Origin of the sequence: Ensifer sp. Root558, from assembly GCF_001427045.1 — a bacterium.
Taxonomy (GTDB): Bacteria; Pseudomonadota; Alphaproteobacteria; order Rhizobiales; family Rhizobiaceae; genus Ensifer; species Ensifer adhaerens.
Genome location: NZ_LMGC01000003.1, coordinates 102615 through 124168, shown reverse-complemented (window position 1 = coordinate 124168; position 21554 = coordinate 102615). Strand labels below are relative to the sequence as shown.

The 21554-nt window shown below is 62.4% G+C and carries 21 protein-coding genes and 1 pseudogene; 20 read left to right on the top strand and 2 right to left on the bottom strand.

From position 1 onward, the window contains the following. Positions 1-50 precede the first annotated feature (50 nt). From ASD63_RS07500 to ASD63_RS07455, 10 genes are all read left to right on the top strand, one after another. Entirely contained in the window at positions 51-329 is a 279-nt protein-coding gene (locus tag ASD63_RS07500) for a sarcosine oxidase subunit delta (RefSeq protein WP_034798842.1), read from the top strand. Beyond that, complete coding sequence (locus ASD63_RS07495) at positions 326-3283, top strand: sarcosine oxidase subunit alpha family protein (protein ID WP_034798840.1); 2958 nt, start codon at positions 326-328, stop codon at positions 3281-3283. Before ASD63_RS07500 ends, ASD63_RS07495 begins: the two co-directional genes overlap by 4 nt. A gap of 10 nt (positions 3284-3293) precedes the next feature. Continuing rightward, positions 3294-3848, top strand: a complete 555-nt coding sequence (locus ASD63_RS07490; protein WP_060528929.1) for a sarcosine oxidase subunit gamma family protein — start codon at positions 3294-3296, stop codon at positions 3846-3848. 253 nt (positions 3849-4101) lie between these two features. Beyond that, the gene (locus tag ASD63_RS07485) at positions 4102-6528 is read left to right on the top strand and encodes an FAD-dependent oxidoreductase (protein WP_034798835.1); all 2427 of its coding nucleotides are present in this window, start codon (positions 4102-4104) and stop codon (positions 6526-6528) included. A 287-nt stretch (positions 6529-6815) separates the two neighbouring features. Beyond that, positions 6816-7718 (top strand): branched-chain amino acid ABC transporter permease, encoded by a 903-nt coding sequence (locus ASD63_RS07480; protein ID WP_034798833.1) that lies wholly within the window; start codon positions 6816-6818, stop codon positions 7716-7718. A 4-nt stretch (positions 7719-7722) separates the two neighbouring features. After that, on the top strand, positions 7723-9108 hold the full coding sequence (gene livM / locus ASD63_RS07475) for a high-affinity branched-chain amino acid ABC transporter permease LivM (protein ID WP_034798831.1): 1386 nt from the start codon (positions 7723-7725) through the stop codon (positions 9106-9108). Further along, on the top strand, positions 9108-9992 hold the full coding sequence (locus tag ASD63_RS07470) for an ABC transporter ATP-binding protein (protein ID WP_034798829.1): 885 nt from the start codon (positions 9108-9110) through the stop codon (positions 9990-9992). The genes livM and ASD63_RS07470 overlap by 1 nt, the downstream gene beginning before the upstream one ends. Then, complete coding sequence (locus ASD63_RS07465) at positions 9992-10717, top strand: ABC transporter ATP-binding protein (RefSeq protein ID WP_034798827.1); 726 nt, start codon at positions 9992-9994, stop codon at positions 10715-10717. Before ASD63_RS07470 ends, ASD63_RS07465 begins: the two co-directional genes overlap by 1 nt. A 24-nt stretch (positions 10718-10741) precedes the next feature. After that, the gene (locus tag ASD63_RS07460) at positions 10742-11086 is read left to right on the top strand and encodes a DUF6867 family protein (RefSeq protein ID WP_034798825.1); all 345 of its coding nucleotides are present in this window, start codon (positions 10742-10744) and stop codon (positions 11084-11086) included. 114 nt (positions 11087-11200) lie between these two features. Beyond that, positions 11201-12319 carry a branched-chain amino acid ABC transporter substrate-binding protein gene (locus tag ASD63_RS07455; protein ID WP_034798823.1) on the top strand — a complete coding sequence of 373 codons (1119 nt, stop codon included), beginning with the start codon at positions 11201-11203 and terminating at the stop codon, positions 12317-12319. 89 nt (positions 12320-12408) lie between these two features. On the opposite strand, the gene ASD63_RS07450 is transcribed toward ASD63_RS07455, so the two are convergent. Together ASD63_RS07450 and ASD63_RS35410 are read right to left on the bottom strand one after the other, a co-directional pair. Beyond that, entirely contained in the window at positions 12409-12861 is a 453-nt protein-coding gene (locus tag ASD63_RS07450) for a MarR family transcriptional regulator (protein WP_060528928.1), read from the bottom strand. Between the two features lie 12 nt (positions 12862-12873). After that, positions 12874-13230 carry a hypothetical protein gene (locus ASD63_RS35410; RefSeq protein WP_060528927.1) on the bottom strand — a complete coding sequence of 119 codons (357 nt, stop codon included), beginning with the start codon at positions 13228-13230 and terminating at the stop codon, positions 12874-12876. Here ASD63_RS35410 and ASD63_RS07440 point away from each other — a divergent pair. From ASD63_RS07440 to ASD63_RS07395, 10 genes and pseudogenes are all read left to right on the top strand, one after another. Then, positions 13154-14145: pseudogene (locus tag ASD63_RS07440) on the top strand (alpha/beta hydrolase). The gene ASD63_RS35410 and the pseudogene ASD63_RS07440 overlap by 77 nt on opposite strands. Positions 14146-14285: 140 nt before the next feature. Then, positions 14286-15260, top strand: a complete 975-nt coding sequence (locus tag ASD63_RS07435; RefSeq protein ID WP_034794191.1) for a D-glycerate dehydrogenase — start codon at positions 14286-14288, stop codon at positions 15258-15260. 175 nt (positions 15261-15435) lie between these two features. Further along, positions 15436-16269: an urease accessory protein UreD gene (locus ASD63_RS07430; protein WP_034794188.1), complete on the top strand. Its 834-nt coding sequence runs from the start codon at positions 15436-15438 to the stop codon at positions 16267-16269. Positions 16270-16392: 123 nt separating this feature from the next. After that, entirely contained in the window at positions 16393-16695 is a 303-nt protein-coding gene (locus ASD63_RS07425) for an urease subunit gamma (RefSeq protein ID WP_034794185.1), read from the top strand. Positions 16696-16793: 98 nt separating this feature from the next. Continuing rightward, positions 16794-17099 carry an urease subunit beta gene (locus ASD63_RS07420; protein ID WP_034794182.1) on the top strand — a complete coding sequence of 102 codons (306 nt, stop codon included), beginning with the start codon at positions 16794-16796 and terminating at the stop codon, positions 17097-17099. Next, positions 17096-17506, top strand: a complete 411-nt coding sequence (locus ASD63_RS07415; RefSeq protein ID WP_034794179.1) for a lysozyme inhibitor LprI family protein — start codon at positions 17096-17098, stop codon at positions 17504-17506. Before ASD63_RS07420 ends, ASD63_RS07415 begins: the two co-directional genes overlap by 4 nt. A gap of 3 nt (positions 17507-17509) precedes the next feature. Continuing rightward, positions 17510-18154: a Urease operon accessory protein gene (locus ASD63_RS07410; protein ID WP_082572800.1), complete on the top strand. Its 645-nt coding sequence runs from the start codon at positions 17510-17512 to the stop codon at positions 18152-18154. A gap of 3 nt (positions 18155-18157) precedes the next feature. Continuing rightward, the gene (ureC, locus tag ASD63_RS07405) at positions 18158-19870 is read left to right on the top strand and encodes an urease subunit alpha (protein ID WP_034794169.1); all 1713 of its coding nucleotides are present in this window, start codon (positions 18158-18160) and stop codon (positions 19868-19870) included. A gap of 17 nt (positions 19871-19887) precedes the next feature. After that, complete coding sequence (locus tag ASD63_RS07400) at positions 19888-20559, top strand: TIGR02117 family protein (protein WP_034794165.1); 672 nt, start codon at positions 19888-19890, stop codon at positions 20557-20559. A gap of 290 nt (positions 20560-20849) precedes the next feature. Beyond that, positions 20850-21389, top strand: coding sequence for a peroxiredoxin (locus ASD63_RS07395; RefSeq protein WP_060528925.1), 540 nt, complete (start codon positions 20850-20852; stop codon positions 21387-21389). Positions 21390-21554 lie beyond the last annotated feature (165 nt).

Genomic DNA, 21554 nt, shown 5'->3' with positions numbered 1-21554 from the left:
CGTATGGAATGAACAGGAAGCCGGAGTGCGGCTTCAGGACACGGAAGACGATGGCAAGCCTGATTACCTGCCCGCATTGCGGGGTCCGACCGAAGGAAGAATTCGTGATCCGCGGCGACGCCTCGCGCGGCCGTCCCGAGCCGATGGATTCGGACGAGGCCTGGCATGATTACGTCTATGTGCGCGCCAACCCGCGTGGGCGCACGTTGGAGCATTGGCATCACATCGCCGGCTGTCGCCGCTTCCTGGTGGTCGAGCGCGATACGGCCACCCACGAGGTCTATTCCGTCGTCGATGCGGCCGAGTTTGCGCGGAGGGCAGCGCGATGACCAGTTATCGTCTTTCCTCCGGCGGTCTCGTCGATCGCAGCAAAACGTTGAGCTTCACCTTCGACGGCCGGCCGCTGCGCGGATTTTCCGGCGATACGCTCGCCTCCGCACTTCTTGCCAATGACCAGCTGCTCGTCGGCCGCAGCTTCAAATACCACCGGCCGCGCGGCATCGTCAGCGCCGGGCCCTCCGAACCCAACGCGCTCGTCACCCTCGGCTCTGGTGCTCGCACCGATGCCAACACCAAGGCGACCGTCGCCGAGCTCTATGGCGGGCTGACTGCCAAAAGCCAGAACCGCTGGCCGTCTCTCGGCTTCGATGTCGGGGCGGTCAACGGCGTCCTTTCGCCGTTCCTCGGCGCCGGCTTCTACTACAAGACCTTCATGTGGCCGAAGCAGTTCTGGGAGCGCGTCTACGAACCCTTCATCCGCCGCGCCGCCGGCCTCGGCCGGGCGGTGCTGGAGCGCGACCCCGAGAGCTACGAGAAGTCCTGGGCGTTCTGCGACCTGCTCGTCGTCGGTGCCGGTCCCGCCGGCCTGATGGCAGCACTGACGGCCGGCCGCGCCGGCCTTCGGGTCATCGTCGCCGACGAGGATTTCCGGCTCGGCGGCTCCCTGCTTGCGACCGGCGAGACCGTCGACGGCGCGCCGGCATCGGTCTTTGCCGACCGCACCGTCGCCGAACTGCAAGCGCTGCCCAATGTCACGCTGCTTTCGCGCACCACTGTCTTCGGCTGGTATGACGACAACGTCTTCGGCGCGGTTGAACGCGTGCAGAAACACGTCGCTGAACCGTCTTCGAAGCTCGTGAGCGAGCGTGTCTGGCGCATCGTTGCCAAGCGCGCGCTGATGGCAACCGGTGCCGAGGAACGCCCGCTGGTGTTCGGCGGCAATGATAGGCCCGGCGTGATGATGGCGGGAGCCATGACCACCTATGCCGAGCGCTATGGTGTGGCCGCCGGCAAGCAGATCACGATCTTTACCAGCGGCAGCGCCGGGTACCGCACGGCGCGGGCCCTTGCGTCCAAGGGCGTCGCCATCGCGGCGATCGTCGACGCCCGAGCGGAATCCGCCGATCAGGCGCCTGATGGCATCCGGGTCATCCGCTCGGCTTCCGTCGTCGACACCAAGGGCAGGCAGCGCCTCAAGGGCATCGTCGTCGAACGCTCCGGCTTCGAGGAACTGATCGCCTGCGATGCGCTGGGGATGTCCGGTGGCTGGAGCCCGGTCGTGCATCTTGCCTGCCAGCGCGGCGCAAGACCGGTCTGGTCGGAGGAATTGAAGGCCTTCGTCGCACCTGATGTCGGTGGCGGGCTGCGTCCCGTGGGCGCTGCAAACGGTGTCTACACGCTCTCGGGCTGCCTGTCCGATGGTGCGGAGAAGGCCGCAGCGATTGCGGCCGACCTCGGTTTCAGCGCCAGCTCGGCCGCAGCACCGGTCGTCGATGGCGAAGAGGCCACGTCCTTTTCAGCGCTCTGGTATGTGCCGGGCGCCAAATCGAAGGCCTTTGTCGATTTCCAGAACGACGTGCATGCGAAGGATCTCGGCCTGGCGCTGCGCGAAGGTTTCGGCCATGTCGAGCACGCCAAGCGCTACACGACCAGCGGCATGGCGACCGATCAGGGCAAGCTTTCCAACATCAATGCCGTCGGCATCCTTGCCGGCATGCGCGGCGTCAGCCCGGCAGAGGTCGGCACCACCACCTTCAGGCCGTTCTACACCCCGGTCTCCTTCGGTGCACTTGCCGGCACGGCGCGCGATGAGCATGCAGCACCGGCGCGCAAGTCGCCGCTGCATGGCTGGGCGATGAAAAATGGCGCGACCTTCGTCGAGGCCGGGCTCTGGCATCGTTCCGCCTGGTTCCCGCGCGCCGGCGAAAAGACCTGGCGCGACAGCGTCGATCGCGAAGTCTTGAACGTGCGGGCCAATGTCGGCCTCTGTGACGTCTCGACCCTCGGCAAGATCGAGGTCTTAGGCCCCGACGCTGCGGAGTTCCTCAACCGTCTCTATTGCAACCCGGTCCTGAAGCTGCCGATCGGCAAGGCGCGTTACGGCCTGATGCTGCGCGAAGACGGTTTCGTCTTCGACGACGGTACGGTCAGCCGCTTCGACGAGGAGCATTTCTTCGTCACCACGACGACGGCGATGGCCGGTCCCGTCATGGCGCACCTGGAATATTGCGCCCAGACGCTCTGGCCGGAACTCGAAGTCCGCTTCACCTCGTCGACCGACCAATGGGCGCAGATGGCGATCGCTGGTCCGAAAGCGCGCGCGGTGCTGCAGCAGATCGTCGATGGCGATATTTCCGATGGCGCGTTTCCGTTCCTGTCCGCCCGCAAGATCGTCCTGAAAAGCGGCGTGTCGGCGCGGCTCTTCCGCATTTCCTTCTCCGGGGAGCTGGCTTTCGAACTGGCGGTGCCGGCAGGTTATGGCGAGGCGGTGGCCGACCAGATCATGGAGGCCGGCCGGCCGCATGAAATCTGTGCCTATGGCGTCGAAGCCTTGAACGTGCTGCGGCTGGAGAAGGGTCTGCTGACGCATGCCGAATTCGACGGTCGCGTGACGCCAGACGATGCCGGCCTCGGCCGAATGCTCTCGATGCAGAAGACCGACTTCATCGGCAAGCGCCTGTCGACGCGCTACGGCCTGACGGCGGCGGATCGCATGCAGCTCGTTGGTCTGAAGCCCGTCGATGCCGACAAGGACATGCGGGCCGGAGCGCATCTTCTGAAGGAGGGGACCAAGCCCTCGACGCTGAACGATCAGGGTTGGGTCAGCTCGGCCGGTTTCTCGCCGGTCCTGGGGCACGCCATCGCGCTCGCCTTCCTGAAATCCGGGCGCGAACGCTATGGCGAGAAGGTCGTGGTGTTCGACAAGCTGCGTGATCAGGAGATCGTCGCCGAGGTCTGCGACCCGGTCTTCGTCGATCCGCAAAATGCAAAGCTGAAGGCCTGAGGAGGCGGTGATGGTTCGCGACTACAACAACCGCCACGCACTGGAGCAGAAACTTCGATCGGCACCCACGTCGCCGGCGGCCGACCACCTGATGGTCGGGCATTGGCGCACGATGGCGACGGTTCTTGCGCGCGCCGGCCGGGAGGAGACCGTGCGTGAGGCGATCGCCGCACAGTCCGACTTGTCCATGCGGTTTTCGGCACCGGGGGAATGGCTTGTCGTCTCCGAGGTGGAAGCGCCGAGCGGGCTCGTACGTTGGCTCGAAGAGCTTTGCGACGGCGGTGCCTATGTTGTCGACCAAAGCGATGGGCGCGTCGTCTTCCGGATCGCCGGCCCGAACGTGCGCAGCATCCTCGTCAAGGGCATCGGCCTTGATCTTCATCCCTCAGCCTTCACGGTTGGCGGCAGCACCAATGCGCTGTGCGGTCACATCCCGGTCAATCTCGCCCGGACGGACGAGGACACGTTCGAGCTGATCGTGCCGCGGAGCTATGCGGTATCGCTCTTCGATGACCTGATGAAGATGGGGCGGGCCTTCGATCTCACCGCCGCCTTCTCGGATTGAAACGGCCCCTTCAACAGGTCGAAATCAAATGCGGCATGAAATGCCGCAAACAGGTCGCCCATCCACCAACAAACGGCGGAAATGGACAAGCGTCCTTCGCAGCCGTGTCTTTATCGGCGCCGTCTTTCTGACTAGGCTTTCATCATTCGCCGCTTGCACTTCTGTCTCTGAAGCAAGCGGTCGCCGTGCCTGAGTTTCTTCCTGACAATTTGGCCATGCCTCCGACAGGAGCATGGGGAGACGGAGTGTACGCATGAAAAGCCATGCCAAGGTCGTCGTTATCGGAGGCGGTGTCGTCGGTTGTTCGGTGCTCTATCACCTGACGAAATTCGGCTGGACCGACGCCGTGCTGCTCGAACGATCGGAACTCACCTCCGGCTCCACCTGGCACGCGGCCGGTGGCATGCACACGATCAACGGTGACCCGAACGTCGCCAAGCTGCAGAAATATACGGTCGAGCTCTACAAGGAGATCGAGGCGTATTCCGGCCACGATGTCGGCCTGCACATGACCTCCGGCATGATGCTCGCCGCCACCAAGGAACGTTTCGACTGGATGAAATCGATCCTTGCCAAGGGCCGCTACATGGGGCTCGAAGCCGAGCTTTTGACACCCAGGGAAGCGCACGACCTGATGCCGCTGCTCGATCCCGACCAATTCGTCGGCGCGGTGTTCGATCCGGTCGAGGGGCATCTCGATCCCTATGGCACGACGCATGCCTATGCCAAATCGGCGAAGAAGAACGGTGCGGAGATCTATCTGCACACCAAGGTCGAGGACCTGGTGCAGCGGGACGACGGTTGCTGGCGGGTGATCACCAACCAGGGCGAAATTGTCGCCGAACACGTCGTCAACGCCGCCGGCCTCTGGGCCCGCGAGGTGGGGCGCATGGTGGGGCTGGAGCTGCCTGTGCTCGCTATGGAGCACATGTATCTCATCACCGAGGACATGCCCGAGGTCATCGAGTTCAACCAGACGCGCGGCAAGGAGCTGATGCACTGTGTCGATTTCGACGGCGAGATTTATCTCCGCCAGGAGCGGAACGGCATGCTGATGGGCACCTATGAGAAGGCGTGTCGTCCGTGGTCGCCCGTCACGACGCCCTGGGACTTCGGCCATGAACTTCTCGCCGAGGACATCGACCGTATCTCGCCCGAACTCGAGGTCGGCTTCCGGCACTTCCCGGCCTTCAACAAGGCCGGCATCAAGAAGATCATCAACGGTCCTTTCACCTTCTCGCCGGACGGTAACCCGCTGGTCGGCCCGGTGCGGGGCTTGAGGAATTTCTGGTCGGCCTGCGCCGTCATGGCCGGATTCAGCCAGGGTGGCGGCGTCGGCCTGGCGCTTGCCAACTGGATGATCCATGGCGACCCCGGCTTCGACGTCTTTGCCATGGACGTTTCGCGCTACGGCGATTTCGCCACGCTTGCCTATACCAATGCCAAGGTGCGCGAGAACTACTCGCGTCGCTTCTCGATCCGTTATCCGAACGAGGAGCTGCCGGCGGCAAGGCCTCTGTTGACGACGCCGATCTACGACCGGCTGAAGGCTGCGGGCGCCGTCTTCGGCGCGTCCTACGGGCTTGAAACGCCGCTGTGGTTTGCACCCGAAGGCGTGAAGGACGCCTTCTCGTGGCGCCGTTCGACCGACTTTGAGACGGTGGGCGCGGAGGCCCGGGCCGTGCGCGAAGGCGTCGGCCTGATGGAGACATCGGGCTTTGCCAAATATGCGATCACCGGCAAGGGCGCTGAAGCCTGGCTCGACCGCATGCTTGCCTGCCGCATCCCTGAGGTCGGGCGCATGGCATTGGCACCGATGCTGAAGGAGGACGGCAAGCTGATCGGCGACTTCACCCTTGCCAAGCTCGAAGAGGGGGATTTCCTGCTTGTTGGATCCGGCATAGCCGAGGACTACCACATGCGCTGGTTCGAGGCGCATCTGCCGGCGGACGGCTCGGTGACGCTGAAGGCGTTGAAGCTGGAGCTGGCCGGCCTGTCGATCGCCGGGCCGAAGGCGCGCGATGTGCTTGAAAGCCTGACCCATCTCGATGTCTCCGACGCCGATTTCCCGTTCATGGACATCCGCCGGATGGATCTCGGCATGGCGCCCGCGCTCGTCGGCCGCGTCAGCTACACCGGCGATCTCGGCTACGAGATCTGGATGAAACCGGAGTACCAGCGTTATCTCTTCGAACTGCTGATGGAGAAGGGGGCGGCTTCCGGGATCCGTTTGTTCGGCCTGAGGGCGCTGAATGCATTGCGCGTCGAAAAATCCTTCGGCAGCTGGGCGCGCGAATATCGTCCGCTCTATGGCCCGGTCGAGGCTGGGCTCGGCCGTTTCGTCGCGACCGGCAAGGATGCGGATTTCATTGGCAAGGCGGCGGCCTTGAAGGAGAAGGCGGATGGCGGCGCGATGCGGCTGCGGACCTTCGTGCTCGATGCGAGGGATGCGGACGTCATCGGCGACGAGCCCATCTATCTCGACGGTGTCGTGCGCGGCTGGGTGACATCGGGCGGCTATGCGCATGCAAGTGGGGTTTCGGTCGCCATGGGCTACGTGCCCAAGGAGATCGCCGACCGAAGCGATGGCTGGTCGATCGAACTCTTGGGTGAGATCCTGCCGGCCCGTCTTCAGCCGCATCCGCTGTTCGATTCGAACGGTCAGCGCATGCGCGCCTAAGCATTCGAGGTGTAATGCAGACCGAAGTGGCTGTCGAAGCTTCATAGAATACCCGACGCTTTTACGACTAAAGTTGATGCTTTCGCGGGCGAAAGCTGCGAAAGATTTGATTTTTCTGGCTGTAAAAGCGTCAAATCGATTTTATCGAGGAAGTTTTTGGCGAAGTCGCGTTTTTTAGCTTTCCTTTTCGTTTGAAAGAGGTATGGAATCGAGCAAACACAGCGCTCAACAATGAGCTCAAAAAACAAGAGACCGGACCGTAATGGATCTGGTCCAGGGGAAGATTGATGGAGTATTTCGTCCAGCAGCTCGTCAACGGGCTGACTCTTGGGTCTATTTATGGTATGATCGCAATCGGTTATACCATGGTCTACGGCATCATTGGCATGATCAACTTCGCCCACGGCGATATCTTCATGCTCGGCGGCTTTGCTGCTTTGATTGTCTTTCTTATTCTCACAACATTCATCGGGGGCGTCCCGGTTGTACTTGCTCTCCTGCTGATGATGATCGTCGGCATGCTGACCGCAGGTCTCTGGAACTGGACGATCGAGAAAGTGGCCTATCGGCCGCTGCGCGGTTCGTTCCGGCTTGCGCCGCTGATCACGGCGATCGGCATGTCGATTGCGTTGTCGAACTTCATCCAGGTGACGCAGGGCCCGCGCAACAAGCCGATCCCGCCGCTCGTCTCCTCGGTCTACGAAGTCTTCGGCATCACCATCTCGCTGAAGCAGATCATCATCATCGTCATCACGGCGGCTCTGCTTTCGATCTTCTGGTACATCGTCAACAAGACGCCGCTCGGCCGCGCCCAGCGCGCGACCGAACAGGACCGGAAGATGGCGGCGCTGCTGGGTGTTGACGTCGACCGCACCATCTCGGTGACCTTCATCATGGGCGCAGCACTCGCTGCCGTCGCCGGCACGATGTATCTGATGTATTATGGCGTCGTCGTCTTCACCGACGGTTTCGTGCCTGGCGTCAAAGCGTTCACCGCGGCCGTTCTCGGCGGCATCGGATCGCTGCCGGGCGCCGTTCTCGGCGGACTGTTGATCGGGCTCATCGAGTCCCTCTGGTCGGCCTATTTCACCATCGACTACAAGGACGTCGCGACCTTCTCCATTCTCGCCATCGTCCTGATCTTCAAGCCGTCTGGCATTCTCGGACGACCGGAAGTCGAGAAGGTATAATTCCATGGCAAACATTGCTTCTACGACTGCAAGCGCCGGCACTGACGTGACGGCGCGGGCCCTGCGCGAGGCTGTCTTCGCGGGCCTGATTTCGCTCGGCCTTTTCGTGCTGTTCGTCGGTCTCAAGTCCGACCAGAACATCCGCAACGAGCTGATCCTCAACCAGCGCTGGGGACTGCTGGCGATCTTCGTGATTGTCGCTGCCGTCGGCCGCTTCCTGATGGTTGCCTATGTCCAGCCGGCCATGGCTCGGCGCAAGGCCGCCAAGGCCGAGGCCGACGATGCGGTGAAGGAGGAGACCTTCTTCAGCCGCAACTTCTCCAAGCTCGCGATTGCGTTCCTGCTCATCTATCCGCCGCTCGTCGTCGCGATCTTCGGCGTCCAGGGCTCGCTGAAGTGGGTCGACAATTTCGGCATCCAGATCCTGATCTACGTGATGCTGGCCTGGGGGCTCAACATCGTCGTCGGCCTCGCTGGCCTGCTGGACTTGGGTTACGTCGCCTTCTACGCGGTCGGCGCCTATTCCTACGCCCTGCTGTCGACCTATTTCGGCCTGTCCTTCTGGGTTCTTCTTCCGGTCGCCGGCATTCTCGCCGCCTTCTGGGGCATGATTCTCGGCTTCCCGGTCTTGCGTCTTCGCGGTGACTATCTGGCGATCGTGACGCTCGCCTTCGGTGAAATCATCCGACTGGTGTTGATCAACTGGACCGAAGTGACGAAGGGTACCTTCGGCGTCTCCGGTATCGCCAAGGCGACGCTGTTCGGCATCAAGTTCGATGCCTCGAAGGACGGTTTTGCAGCAATGATGGGCCTGCCGATGTCGTCGGCCTATTACAAGATCTTCCTGTTCTATCTGATCCTGGCACTTGCGCTGCTCACGGCTTATGTGACGATCCGGCTGCGCCGCATGCCGATCGGCCGCGCCTGGGAAGCGTTGCGCGAGGACGAGATCGCCTGCCGCTCGCTCGGTATCAACACGGTGACGACCAAGCTCACCGCATTTGCGACGGGCGCCATGTTCGGCGGTATCGCCGGCTCGTTCTTCGCGGTGCGCCAGGGCTTCGTGTCGCCCGAATCCTTCGTCTTCCTGGAATCCGCGGTCATTCTCGCGATCGTGGTTCTCGGCGGCATGGGCTCGCTTACCGGCATCGCAGTCGCTGCGGCCGTCATGATCGGCGGCACCGAAATCCTGCGTGAGCTTTCCTTCCTGAAGATGGTCTTCGGACCGGACTTCACACCTGAACTCTACCGTATGCTGATCTTTGGCCTGGCCATGGTCGTCGTCATGGTCTGGAAGCCGCGCGGCTTCGTCGGATCACGCGAACCGACAGCCTTCCTGCACGAACGCAAGGCAGTCTCCGGCAGCTTCACCAAGGAAGGGCACGGTTGATGGCCCGCGAGACAACGACAATGACAAAAGACCCCATTCTCAAGGTTGAGCACCTGTCGATGCGCTTCGGCGGTCTCATGGCCATCAACGACTTCTCCTTCGAAGCCTATCGCGGTGACATCACCGCGCTGATCGGCCCGAACGGAGCGGGCAAGACCACGGTGTTCAACTGCATCACCGGCTTCTACAAGCCGACGATGGGCATGATCACGATGAAGCAGAAGGCCGGCAAGGAATACCTGCTGGAGCGTCTGCCCGACTTCGAGATCACCAAGCTCGCCAAGGTAGCGCGTACCTTCCAGAACATCCGGATGTTCTCCGGTCTGACGGTGCTCGAAAACCTGCTCGTCGCGCAGCACAACAAGCTGATGCAGGCATCCGGCTACACCTTCCTCGGTCTGCTCGGCTTCCCGGCCTATCGCCAGGCGTCGCACGAGGCGATCGAACTTGCCAAGCACTGGCTGGAAAAGGCGTCGCTGATCGACCGTGCGGACGATCCGGCCGGCGATCTCTCCTATGGCGCCCAGCGCCGTCTCGAGATCGCGCGTGCCATGTGCACCGGGCCCGAGCTTCTCTGCCTGGACGAGCCGGCCGCCGGTCTCAATCCGCGCGAGTCTCTGGCGCTCAACGAATTGCTGAAAAGCATTCGCGCCGATACCGGCACGTCGATTCTTTTGATCGAACACGACATGTCCGTGGTCATGGAGATCTCCGACCACGTGGTGGTCCTGGAATATGGACAGAAGATTTCCGACGGCACACCGGATTTCGTGAAGAACGATCCGAGGGTCATTGCGGCCTATCTGGGTGTCGAGGATGAAGAGGTTGAAGAGGTGATCGAACAAATCGAGGAAATCGAAGGCGGGCAGGGGGGCACCCACTGATGACGGCGCCACTTCTCCAAGTCAAAGCCGTCGAGACCTACTACGGCAACATCCGGGCGCTCAGCGGGGTCGATGTCGAAGTTCACCGTGGTGAAATCGTCTGCCTGATCGGTGCCAACGGTGCCGGCAAGTCGACGCTGATGATGACCATCTGCGGCAGCCCGCAGGCGCGCACCGGTTCGGTCTTCTTCGAAGGCCAGGACATCACCCGCATGCCGACGCACGAGATCGCCCGGCTGCGCATTGCGCAATCGCCTGAGGGTCGGCGCATCTTCCCGCGCATGACCGTGTTCGAAAATCTGCAGATGGGCGCCAGCCTCGACAACCTGAAGCACTTCGACCAGGACGTGGAAAAGGTGTTTACGCTTTTCCCGCGCCTGAAGGAGCGCCAGGCGCAGCGCGGCGGCACGCTTTCGGGCGGTGAGCAGCAGATGCTGTCGATCGGCCGCGCGCTGATGGCCCGGCCGAAGCTTTTGCTTCTCGACGAGCCGTCGCTCGGTCTCGCACCGCTGATCGTCAAGGGCATCTTCGAAGCGATCAAGAAACTCAACAAGGAGGAGGGGCTGACGGTCTTCCTCGTCGAGCAGAACGCCTTCGGCGCGCTCAAGCTTTCGGACCGCGGCTACGTGATGGTGAACGGCCGGGTGACGATGAGCGGTTCCGGCAAGGAACTCCTCGCCAATCCGGAAGTGCGCGCGGCCTATCTCGAAGGCGGCCGTCATTGACCGGCCGCATCTGGAGCAAGTGACATGCAGGGAATTCTCTACGAAGAAGTGTCGATCTGGCAGTTTCTTTTCATAAGCTGCGTGCTCGGCGGCTGGACCGCCTGGCGCACGGGCAAGAGCGTGGCTGAAAGCTGGGAAGGCATGCCGCGGCTCATCCTCTACGTGGCGTTGCTGGGACTGGGCATCCGTTTCGTCCACCATGCGCTGTTCGAAGGCACCATGTTCAGCCTGCAATACTATATCGTGGACACGATCGTACTTTTGTTGTTTGCTACCGCAGGTTTCCGGTACTACCGGACCAAGCAAATGACCAATAACTACTATTGGCTCTATGAGAAGGCTTCGCCTTTCTCCTGGAAAGCCAAATAAAGGGAACAGCGCGCGCCGGCCGCCGCGGCCGGTGCGAAAGAAACACCGGCGCAACTATGGTGGGCATTGCGCAGGTTGGTAACGAGACCCGCTCGAATAATTGGGAGTAACAAGATGAAAAAGTCTCTTCTGTCGGCGGTCGCGCTGACGGCTATGGTTGCCTTCAGCGGCAGCGCCTGGGCTGATATTCTCGTTGGTGTCGCCGGCCCGCTGACTGGCCCGAACGCCGCTTTCGGTGCACAGCTCCAGAAAGGTGCAGAGCAGGCCGCCGCTGACATCAATGCCGCTGGCGGTATCAATGGGGAACAGATCAAGGTTGTGCTCGGCGACGACGTTTCGGATGCCAAGCAGGGCGTTTCGGTCGCCAACAAGTTCGTTGCTGACGGTGTGAAGTTCGTTGTCGGTCACTTCAACTCGGGCGTGTCCATCCCGGCTTCTGAAGTTTACGCCGAAAACGGTATCCTGCAGGTAACCCCGGCCTCCACCAACCCGCAGTTCACCGAGCGCGGTCTCTGGAACACGTTCCGTACCTGCGGCCGTGACGACCAGCAGGGTGCGGTTGCCGGTGCCTACCTCGCTGCCAACTTCAAGGACGCGAAGATCGCCGTCATTCACGACAAGACCCCCTATGGTCAGGGCCTTGCCGACGAAACCAAGAAGTCGATGAACGAAGCCGGCCTCACCGAAGCCCTCTATGAAGGCATCAACACCGGCGACAAGGACTTCTCGGCTCTGATCGCCAAGATGAAGGAAGCCGGCGTTTCGATCGTCTACTACGGCGGTCTGCACACCGAAGCCGGCCTGATCATGCGCCAGATGAAGGACCAGGGCCTCAAGGCTACCCTGATGTCGGGCGACGGTATCGTTTCGAACGAACTGGCCTCGATCGCCGGCGACGCCGTTGACGGCACGCTGATGACGTTCGCTCCGGATCCGCGCAAGAACCCGGCTGCCAAGGACCTCGTCGAGAAGTTCCGCTCTGCCGGCTTCGAACCGGAAGCCTACACGCTCTACGCCTACGCCGCTCTCCAGGTCATCGCCGAAGCTGCCAAGGCTTCCGGTGGCAACGACCCGCAGGCAGTTGCCGAAGCCATCAAGGCAAAGGGTCCGTTCAAGACCGCAATCGGCGAACTCGGCTATGACGAAAAGGGCGACATCACGCGTCCGGACTACGTCATGTACACCTGGAAGAAGGGTGACGACGGCAAGTACAACTACTTCCAGAACGAGTAGTTCTGATTTCGGACCTTGTGTCCGAGTGGTTGGGGCCCGGCGAGCAATCGCCGGGCTTTTCTTTTGGTGATGCTCGGCGCAGCGGTCTATTATTTCAATAGCGTGTCTCTGAGCGACGAGACTTCGGCGCGCAGTCGCTCGAGATCGTCGGGGCCGAGCTTTGTCGCTTCGCCAAGGTTGCGGGGTACGTCGATTGCCTTCTGCCGCAGCGCCTTGCCCATCTCGGTCAATTGTACCCGGACCTGCCGCTCGTCCGCCTTATCGCGCACGCGGGCGATGTAGCCGGCGGCCTCCAGGCGCTTCTGCATCGGGGTCAAAGTGCTCGATTCCAGGAAGAGCCGCTCGCCGAGGCTGCCGACCGTCTGGTCGTCCTTTTCCCACAACAGCACCATCACCAGATATTGCGGATAGGTGAGATCGAGCTCTTCCAGCAGCGGCTTGTAGATGCGCGTGAAGGCGTGGTTTGCGGAATAGACCGCAAAGCACAGGAAACTATCGAGCGCCAGCATTGCCTCATCGCCCTTGGGATCGGTGTCAATCATCGCTTTCTCCTGTCATGCTCTCAAAATAAATCGTTCACGATATAATCGCAAGACATTGACTATAGCGCGGCTACGGTATAAATATTGTGCACGATCTAATCGGTAGCGACATAAATCCACATAAGTCGCGCACGATTTAAACGCTAAGTATTTAACAGCGGTGTGACCGCAGGGAAGAAGGAGCGTTTCCATGAGCAAGGCAATCAGCAAGACCGAAGCCAACGGCATCTCCCGCCGCACGGTTCTCTCGGCCGCCTTTGGCGCTGCCGCCACCGCAGCCGCGGTCAATGCCATGAACACGTCGGCCAAGGCCGCATCCACCACCGCAGCAACCGCCGGCGCCTCCGGCACTAAGGGAGAAAACACCATGGGCAGCCGCATCATCACCCGCGATGGCGTCGAGATCTATTACAAGGACTGGGGTCCGAAGGATGGCCCGGTCGTCGTGCTCAGCCACGGCGCATCATCACCCGCGATGGCGTCGAGATCTATTACAAGGACTGGGGTCCGAAGGATGGCCCGGTCGTCGTGCTCAGCCACGGCTGGCCGCTGTCGTCCGACAGCTGGGAGGCGCAGGCCTTCCACCTTGCCGCCAACGGCTTCCGCGTCGTCACCCATGACCGCCGCGGCCACGGCCGCTCGTCGCAGCCGTGGGACGGCAACGACATGGACCACTATGCCGACGACCTCGCGGATCTGATCAACGCGCTCGATCTCAAGGGTGTCTTCCTTGCCGGGTTTTCGACTGGCGGCGGCGAAATCAGCCGCTATATCGGCCGCCACGGCACCAGCCGGATCGCCAGGGCCGGTTTGATCTCGGCCGTGCCGCCGCTGATGGTCAAGACCGACAGGAACCCCGGCGGCCTGCCGAAGGAAGTCTTCGACGGCCTGCAGGCGGCAAGCCTGAAGGATCGCTCGAAGCTCTACCGCGACATCGCGTCCGGTCCGTTCTTCGGCTTCAACCGCCCGGGCGCGATCGCCTCTCAGGGCATGATCGACAGTTTCTGGCTGCAGGGCATGATGGGGGGACACAAGAACACTTATGACTCGATCGTCGCCTTCTCGCAGACCGACTTTACCGAGGACCTGAAGAAGTTCGACGTGCCGACCTTGATCATCCATGGCGACGACGATCAGATCGTGCCGATCGATGCGGCTGCACGGGCCTCGAAGACGCTGGTGCCGCATGCGGAGCTCAAGGTCTATGCCGGCGCACCGCACGGCATTACCGACACCCACAAGGACCAGCTCAACGCCGACCTGCTCGCCTTCGCCAAGGCCTGACATGTCCGAAGCCCGAGAAGAGGCGCCCGCAACGGCGCCTCTTTTTTGCTTTTCGTGATAGGTGTTTCGCTTGTCGAGATAGCTGTCGCGTCGCGCCGTTTCGTGCACTATCTCGCAGCGATTCTGATCCGGAGGCAGGCATGAGCTCGAAACCCCGCATTCTCCTCACCCGTCGTTGGCCGGCGGCGGTGGAGCAGGTGCTTGCCGAACGCTTCGACGTCACCTTGAACGAAGGGGACGTGCCTCTGACGGCTGCAGAACTGGCTGAAGCACTCCGGACCTATGACGCCGTTCTTCCGACAGTTTCTGATCGACTTCCGGCCGACCTCTTCGCCGGTGGCGGCCTCCGCGCGAAGATCCTCGGCAACTATGGCGTCGGCTACAATCACATCGACGTCGCGGCCGCCAAGGCTGCCGACATCGTCGTCACCAACACGCCCGGCGTTCTCACAGATTGCACCGCCGACATCGCCATGACGTTGCTGCTTGCGGTCGCGCGGCGGGCAGGCGAGGGCGAGCGGCAGGTACGGGCCGGCGAATGGAGTGGATGGCGGCCGACCCACATGATCGGCGGCAAGATCACCGGCAAGACGCTCGGCATCATCGGCTTCGGCCGCATCGGCAAGGCCATGGCCAAGCGCTGTCATTTCGGCTTCGACATGGATGTCGTCTTCTACAATCGCTCGCGCATCGACCCGGCCGAGGCAAGCCGCTACGGTGCGCGTCAACTCGACACGGTCGAGGACGTATTGAAGGTTGCAGACTTCGTGTCGCTCCATTGCCCCGGCGGCGGCGAAAACCGTCACCTGATCAACGCCGAACGGCTGGCGCTGATGAAAAAGGGCGCCTACCTCGTCAACACGGCGCGGGGTGATGTGATCGACGAGCCGGCGCTGATTGCGGCGCTCGAAAACGGCGTCATCCGCGGCGCCGGGCTCGATGTCTTCGAGGCGGAGCCGAACGTGCCGGAACGTCTGCGCGGGCTGGAAAATGTCGTGCTGCTTCCACATCTCGGCAGTGCCACGGAGGAGACGCGCGTCGCCATGGGCATGAAGGTGGCCGACAATATCACGGCGTTTTTCGACGGTCGCGAACCGCCGGATCGCGTGGCGTAGGCGGCTGCCCGTTTTCTGCGCAAGGCCTGCACGGAAATGCGGCATGCTGACGATTTTCTTTGCAAAACAATAACTTGACTTGTCGTGCCGCGATGCGGACGATAGCGCCAAGATAAGGCGATCGCGCCTATGGGGCGCCGCGTCGAAAATGAAGGACGCCGCTTAGCGGTCTGACATGGACAAGGCAGCACGCATCGCCCCGCAGCGGGCCTGGGGCAAGGGACGGGTGGTCGCCAAGGCGGCGCTCGGCCACAGCCGCATTGCCGAACTCTACCAGGAAGGCTGCGCCAAGATCCGCCTGCCAAAGACCTTCGACACCTCGATGGAGGCAGTGCTCATCAATTCCTCCGGCGGCCTCACCGGCGGCGACCGCATGGTCTGGGAGGTTGCGGCAGGGGCTGGAACGGACGTGACGGTGACGACGCAGGCCTGCGAGAAGATCTATAAGGCGAGCGCCGATACCGTCGAAGTGAAAACGCGCATCGAGGTTGCCGCCGGCGCGCGTGTCGACTGGTTGCCACAGGAGACGATCCTCTTCGACCGTGCCTCGCTGTCGCGCTCGCTGGAGGTGGAGCTTGCTGCCGACGCGACGTTTCTCGCGGTGGAAGCGGTTCTGCTCGGTCGCAAGGCGATGGGCGAGGCGGTTGAAACCGGGCTCTTCCGCGATCGCTGGCGTATCCGCGTCGAGGGCAAGCTGCTGCATGCGGACAATCTGGCGCTATCAGGAGAGGTCGCGCGCCTCAGTCAGCGCAAGGCGGTGCTCGATGGTGGGGCCGCCTTCGCCACGCTGCTCCATGTCGGTCCCGACTGCGAACCCTTGCTGCCGCGTCTTCGGTCGCTCGTCGATGGCGCAGCGTGCGTCGGCATCAGCCATTTTCAGGTCCATGGCCGCGACAAGCTGGTTGCCCGTTTCGTGGCGCCGGATGGCTTCGCGCTCAGAAAAATCCTCATCCCGGTTATTTCGCACTTGCGCATGCAGAAGACTGTGCCGAAAGTCTGGGTTCTCTAGCTCGTTTCACATTTTTATTTGAAACAGTGAAATGATCTAACGCATTGAAACTTTGTAATTCCCGGCGGAAGACCGCTTCGCAGATTTCCAGGAAATTGCTTCACGAACAACCGGTGGCGACGCATGAATCTTACCCCGCGCGAGAAAGACAAACTGCTGATTTCGATGGCGGCCATGGTCGCCCGCAGGCGCCTGGAGCGCGGCGTGAAACTCAACCATCCCGAAGCGATCGCGCTGATCACCGATTTCGTCGTCGAGGGCGCGCGCGACGGGCGCTCGGTTGCCGAACTGATGGAGGCGGGCGCCCAGGTGCTGACGCGCGATCAGGTGATGGAGGGAATCCCCGAGATGATCCACGACATCCAGATCGAGGCGACGTTTCCTGACGGGACCAAGCTCGTCACCGTGCACGAGCCGATCCGCTAAGCGTGAGGTGAGTACGTGGCTTGTTGGCGCAGGGTGCCTGAGGCCTGAACGCGGGATAAAAGCATGCGGCCGGCCGAGGGCGGCTTGAGGAGAAGACCATGATCCCAGGAGAAATCATTGCTGCGGCCGGAGAGATCGAGCTCAATGCCGGTCTCGACACGGCGACGATCGAGGTTGCCAACACCGGCGACCGCCCGATCCAGGTCGGCAGCCACTATCACTTCGCCGAAACCAATGCGGGGCTGCAGTTTGACAGGAAAGCAGCCTACGGCTGCCGGCTCGACATTCCCGCCGGCACGGCCGTGCGGTTCGAGCCGGGCCAGACGCGCCAGGTGACGCTGATACCGCTTTCCGGCAAGCGCGAGGTCTATGGCTTCCGCCAGCAGGTGATGGGCAAGCTATGAGAGTGCTGCCGGTTCTCGGTTTGCTTCTGGTGCTTGCCACCCCGGCGCTCGCCGAGGATGAGCCGGACGTGGATTGCGCGAATGCGATGGCTCAGCCGGATCTGAATGACTGCGCCTACCGGGAATACGAAGCGGCGGACGCGGAACTGAATGCGGTCTACAGGCAGGCGATGACGGCGGCGCAGAAGGTCGACAAGGAGCTGGAAGGCGCCGATATCGGCGCGGTCGAGGCGCTGAAGACGACGCAGCGCGCCTGGATCGGCTATCGGGACGGACAATGCGAGCTGGCCGGTTTCCAGGCCCGTGGCGGCCAGGCCGAGCCGATGCTGGTTTCAGGCTGCCTTGCCCAGCTCACGCAGAAGCGTACCGCCGAACTCAACGAATTTCTCGAAGCTCAAGGGAACTGACCATTGCAGGCTCGCCGCGTCATCATGATCGTGGGCAATGGCGAGGTGCCTGACGGCGCCGGCGCAACGATCGATGCCGCCGATCTCGTCGTGCGCTTCAACGATTGCCGCTCTGTCGGCGCCAGCGGCCACAGGACCGATATCGTCGCGGTCTGCAATACCGGACGCCCGGGGATTTCCATGCTCGGCGGTGGTCGCTGGAAGACGAATGCCGCCGTGCGCCAGGCGCGGGAGATATGGTGCGTTCGCTCCGGCGCGAAGTTTGCCGCCATGCGCGCCGGGCTTGCGGAAACGCATCCGGACCTCGACGATTTCTGCGACGATTACACTGTCGGTTTCGAGAGCTTCGCCCGTTCGACCAACCGCGGCTTTCGCGTCGTCCCGGTCGATGTGCACGACCAGGTGGAGCAGGATCTCGCCGGCTTTTCGCCGGCCCCTTATGTCGTTCCATCGAGCGGGATGATCGTGATTGCCGATGTGCTCGCGCATCTAGCGACACCCGACGACGAGGTCGTTCTTGCCGGCTTCGGCCATGTCGGTTGGGAATGGCATCCCTTCGCCGCCGAGCGCCGCCATGTCGATGCGCTTGCAGCCAGCGGCCGTCTTCGCCGCCTCCATCCCATTTCTACTTCGTCCCAAGGAGCCTGAACCATGCCCTACAAGATGTCGCGCGCGGCCTATGCCAACATGTTCGGCCCGACGGTCGGCGACAAGGTGCGGCTCGCTGACACCGAACTTTTCGTCGAGGTGGAGAAGGACTTCACGACCTATGGCGAGGAGGTGAAGTTCGGTGGCGGCAAGGTCATTCGCGACGGCATGGGGCAGAGCCAGGCGACACGCGCCGAGGGCGCCGTCGACACCGTCATCACCAATGCGCTGATCGTCGATCACTGGGGCATCGTCAAAGCGGATATCGGCCTCAAGGACGGACGCATCGCCGGCATCGGCAAGGCCGGCAACCCGGACACGCAACCGGGCGTCACCGTCATCGTCGGTCCCGGCACGGAGGTCATCGCGGGCGAAGGCAAGATCATCACCGCGGGCGGCATGGACAGCCACATTCATTACATCTGCCCGCAACAGATCGAGGAAGCGCTGGTGAGCGGGCTTACGACCATGCTTGGAGGCGGCGCCGGGCCGGGCCATGGCACGCTCGCCACCACCTGCACCTCCGGTCCCTGGCATCTCGCCCGCATGATCGAGGCGGCCGACGGCTTCCCGATGAACATCGCCTTTGCCGGCAAGGGCAATGCGTCGCGGCCGGGCGCGCTGGTGGAAATGGTGCTCGCTGGCGCCACCTCGCTGAAATTGCATGAGGACTGGGGCTCGACGCCGGCGGCGATCGATTGCTGCCTCGGTGTCGCCGACGAATACGACGTGCAGGTGATGATCCATACGGACACCTTGAACGAGAGCGGCTTCGTCGAGGATACGATCGCGGCGATCAAGGGCCGCACCATCCATGCCTTCCACACGGAAGGGGCCGGCGGCGGCCACGCCCCCGACATCATCAAGATCTGCGGCCAGCCGAACGTCATTCCGTCCTCGACCAATCCGACGCGGCCCTACACCAAGAATACGCTTGCCGAGCATCTGGACATGCTGATGGTCTGCCATCACCTGTCGCCCTCGATCCCCGAGGACATCGCCTTTGCCGAGAGCCGCATCCGCAAGGAAACGATCGCGGCCGAGGACATCCTGCATGATATCGGCGCCTTCTCGATCATCTCGTCTGACAGCCAGGCCATGGGCCGCGTCGGCGAAGTGGCGATCCGCACCTGGCAGACTGCCGACAAGATGAAGCGTCAGCGCGGGCCGCTGCCGCAGGAAACCGGCGACAACGACAATTTCCGGGTGAAGCGCTATATCGCCAAATACACGATCAATCCGGCGATCGCCCACGGCCTCAGCCATGAGATCGGCTCCATCGAGGTCGGCAAGCGCGCCGATCTCGTCCTCTGGAACCCAGCCTTCTTCGGCGTGAAGCCCGACTTCGTGCTTCTCGGCGGCTCGATCGCGATGGCCCCCATGGGCGATCCGAATGCCTCCATCCCGACGCCGCAGCCGGTGCACTACCGGCCGATGTTTGCCGCCTACGGCAAGAACCGCACGAGTTCGTCTGTAACCTTCGTGTCGCAGGCCTCGCTCGACGCCGGCCTTGCCGCCAAGCTCGGCGTTGCCAAGCAGCTTGTGGCGGTCCGCAACACCCGTGGCGGCATCGGCAAGGCATCGATGATCCACAACAACCTGCTGCCGCATATCGAGGTCGATCCGGAGACCTATGAGGTGCGCGCCGACGGTGAGCTTCTGACCTGCGAGCCGGCGACGGTCGTGCCGATGGCACAGCGCTATTTCCTATTCTGAACAAGCAGGGACAGGGAATGAAGCGTGGCCTGAAATGGGCTTTCTTCGGCCTACTGGCGGCGATACTTGCCATCGTTGCCGGAACCTTGCTGCCGCTGCCGCTCCTGCCGGTTTCCGCCTCCGCTGCGGGAGCAGGGGGCACGCGCATCCTTCTGCTTTCCGGCCCGATCCACACGGACATCGCCATACCCCTGACGGACGAGATTCGAGCGCGGTTCGGCTTTGTCGAGGCGGCCGGCGTGCCGCTTGCGCATCCGCAGGCTGAATGGCTGATCTTTGGCTGGGGCGGGCGGTCCTTCTATCTGGAAACGCCGACCTGGTCTGAGCTGAAGCCCGGGCCCGTGTTCAAGGCGCTGACCGTCGACCGCTCGGTGATGCATGTGGATATCGCCGGTCGGATCGTCGAGCCGCAGGCTGCCGTCACCGGCTTCGAGCTGGACGAAGCGGGATACGATCGGCTGCTCGGCTTTATTGCCGAAAGCTTCACCCGCGAGGCCGGAGCTGTCGTTTCGATCGAGGGTTTTTCCTACAATGGCAACGACCGCTTCTTCGAGGCCGGAGGCAGCTTCAACGCGCTTTTCGGCTGCAACACATGGACGGCGCGCGCGTTGCGTGAGGCGGGCTTGCGAACGGGCCTGTGGAACCCGGTCCCGCCAAGCCTCGGGCTGTCGCTGCGGCTCCACAATTGAGCAATGATTGGCAGGCAGTGATTGGCAGGCGGCAGCCATGCGGCCACCGCATGGCTGCCATGTTCGCATGTGAATTGGGGCCTTTCGTGCTGCGTCGCAGCGCAATATCCGATAGGAAGACGGCTGACCTTCCTCGGTTGCCAGCAATCCTCCCAAGACCTGCCGACCGAGAGCTGCGCCAGAGCGGTTTGCGGTTCTCCGCATGTATCCCGCTCTAACTTACAAGAGACGATCACGTTCATGATTTTGGTCGAACCGATCCAAATCATCGTGGTCCAAAGGAGATGACGATGCTTGGCAGAAAAGTACCCGCTGTAACGTTCCGCACCCGCGTTCGCGACGAGGCCGTTGGCGGCTCGAACCCGTTCCGCTGGGAGGACGTGTCCTCCGACGATTACTTCGCAGGCAAGCGCGTCGTGCTGTTCTCGCTGCCGGGCGCGTTTACGCCTACCTGCTCGACCTTCCAGCTGCCCGATTTCGAAAGGCTGACGGCCGATTTCCGCGCCGAGGGCGTTGACGAAATCTACTGCATCTCGGTCAACGACGCTTTCGTCATGAACGCCTGGGGCAAGTCCCAGAGCCTCGAAAACGTCAAGCTGATCCCGGACGGTTCGGGTGAGTTCACCCGCAAGATGGGCATGCTCGTCGCCAAGGACAATCTCGGCTTCGGCATGCGCTCCTGGCGCTACGCTGCCGTCGTCAACAACGGCGTTGTCGAGCAGTGGTTCGAGGAAGAGGGCTATTCCGACAACTGCGACAGCGACCCCTATGGCGTTTCCTCGCCGCAGAACATTCTGGAGACGCTGAAGTCCCAGAAGCTTGCCGCCTGATGGCAGCGACCTATCGTTCCTGATTGGAAAGAGCCCGAAGATCGGATCCGGTCTTCGGGCTTTTTCTTGCGCGGTACAGCCGCCGCAAGCGCCTGAAAAGCCGCACCCGCCGCTGGCGCCAGGGCTTTTTCTTGCTAAAGTAGCCGGCAGAAAAGATATCGAGGG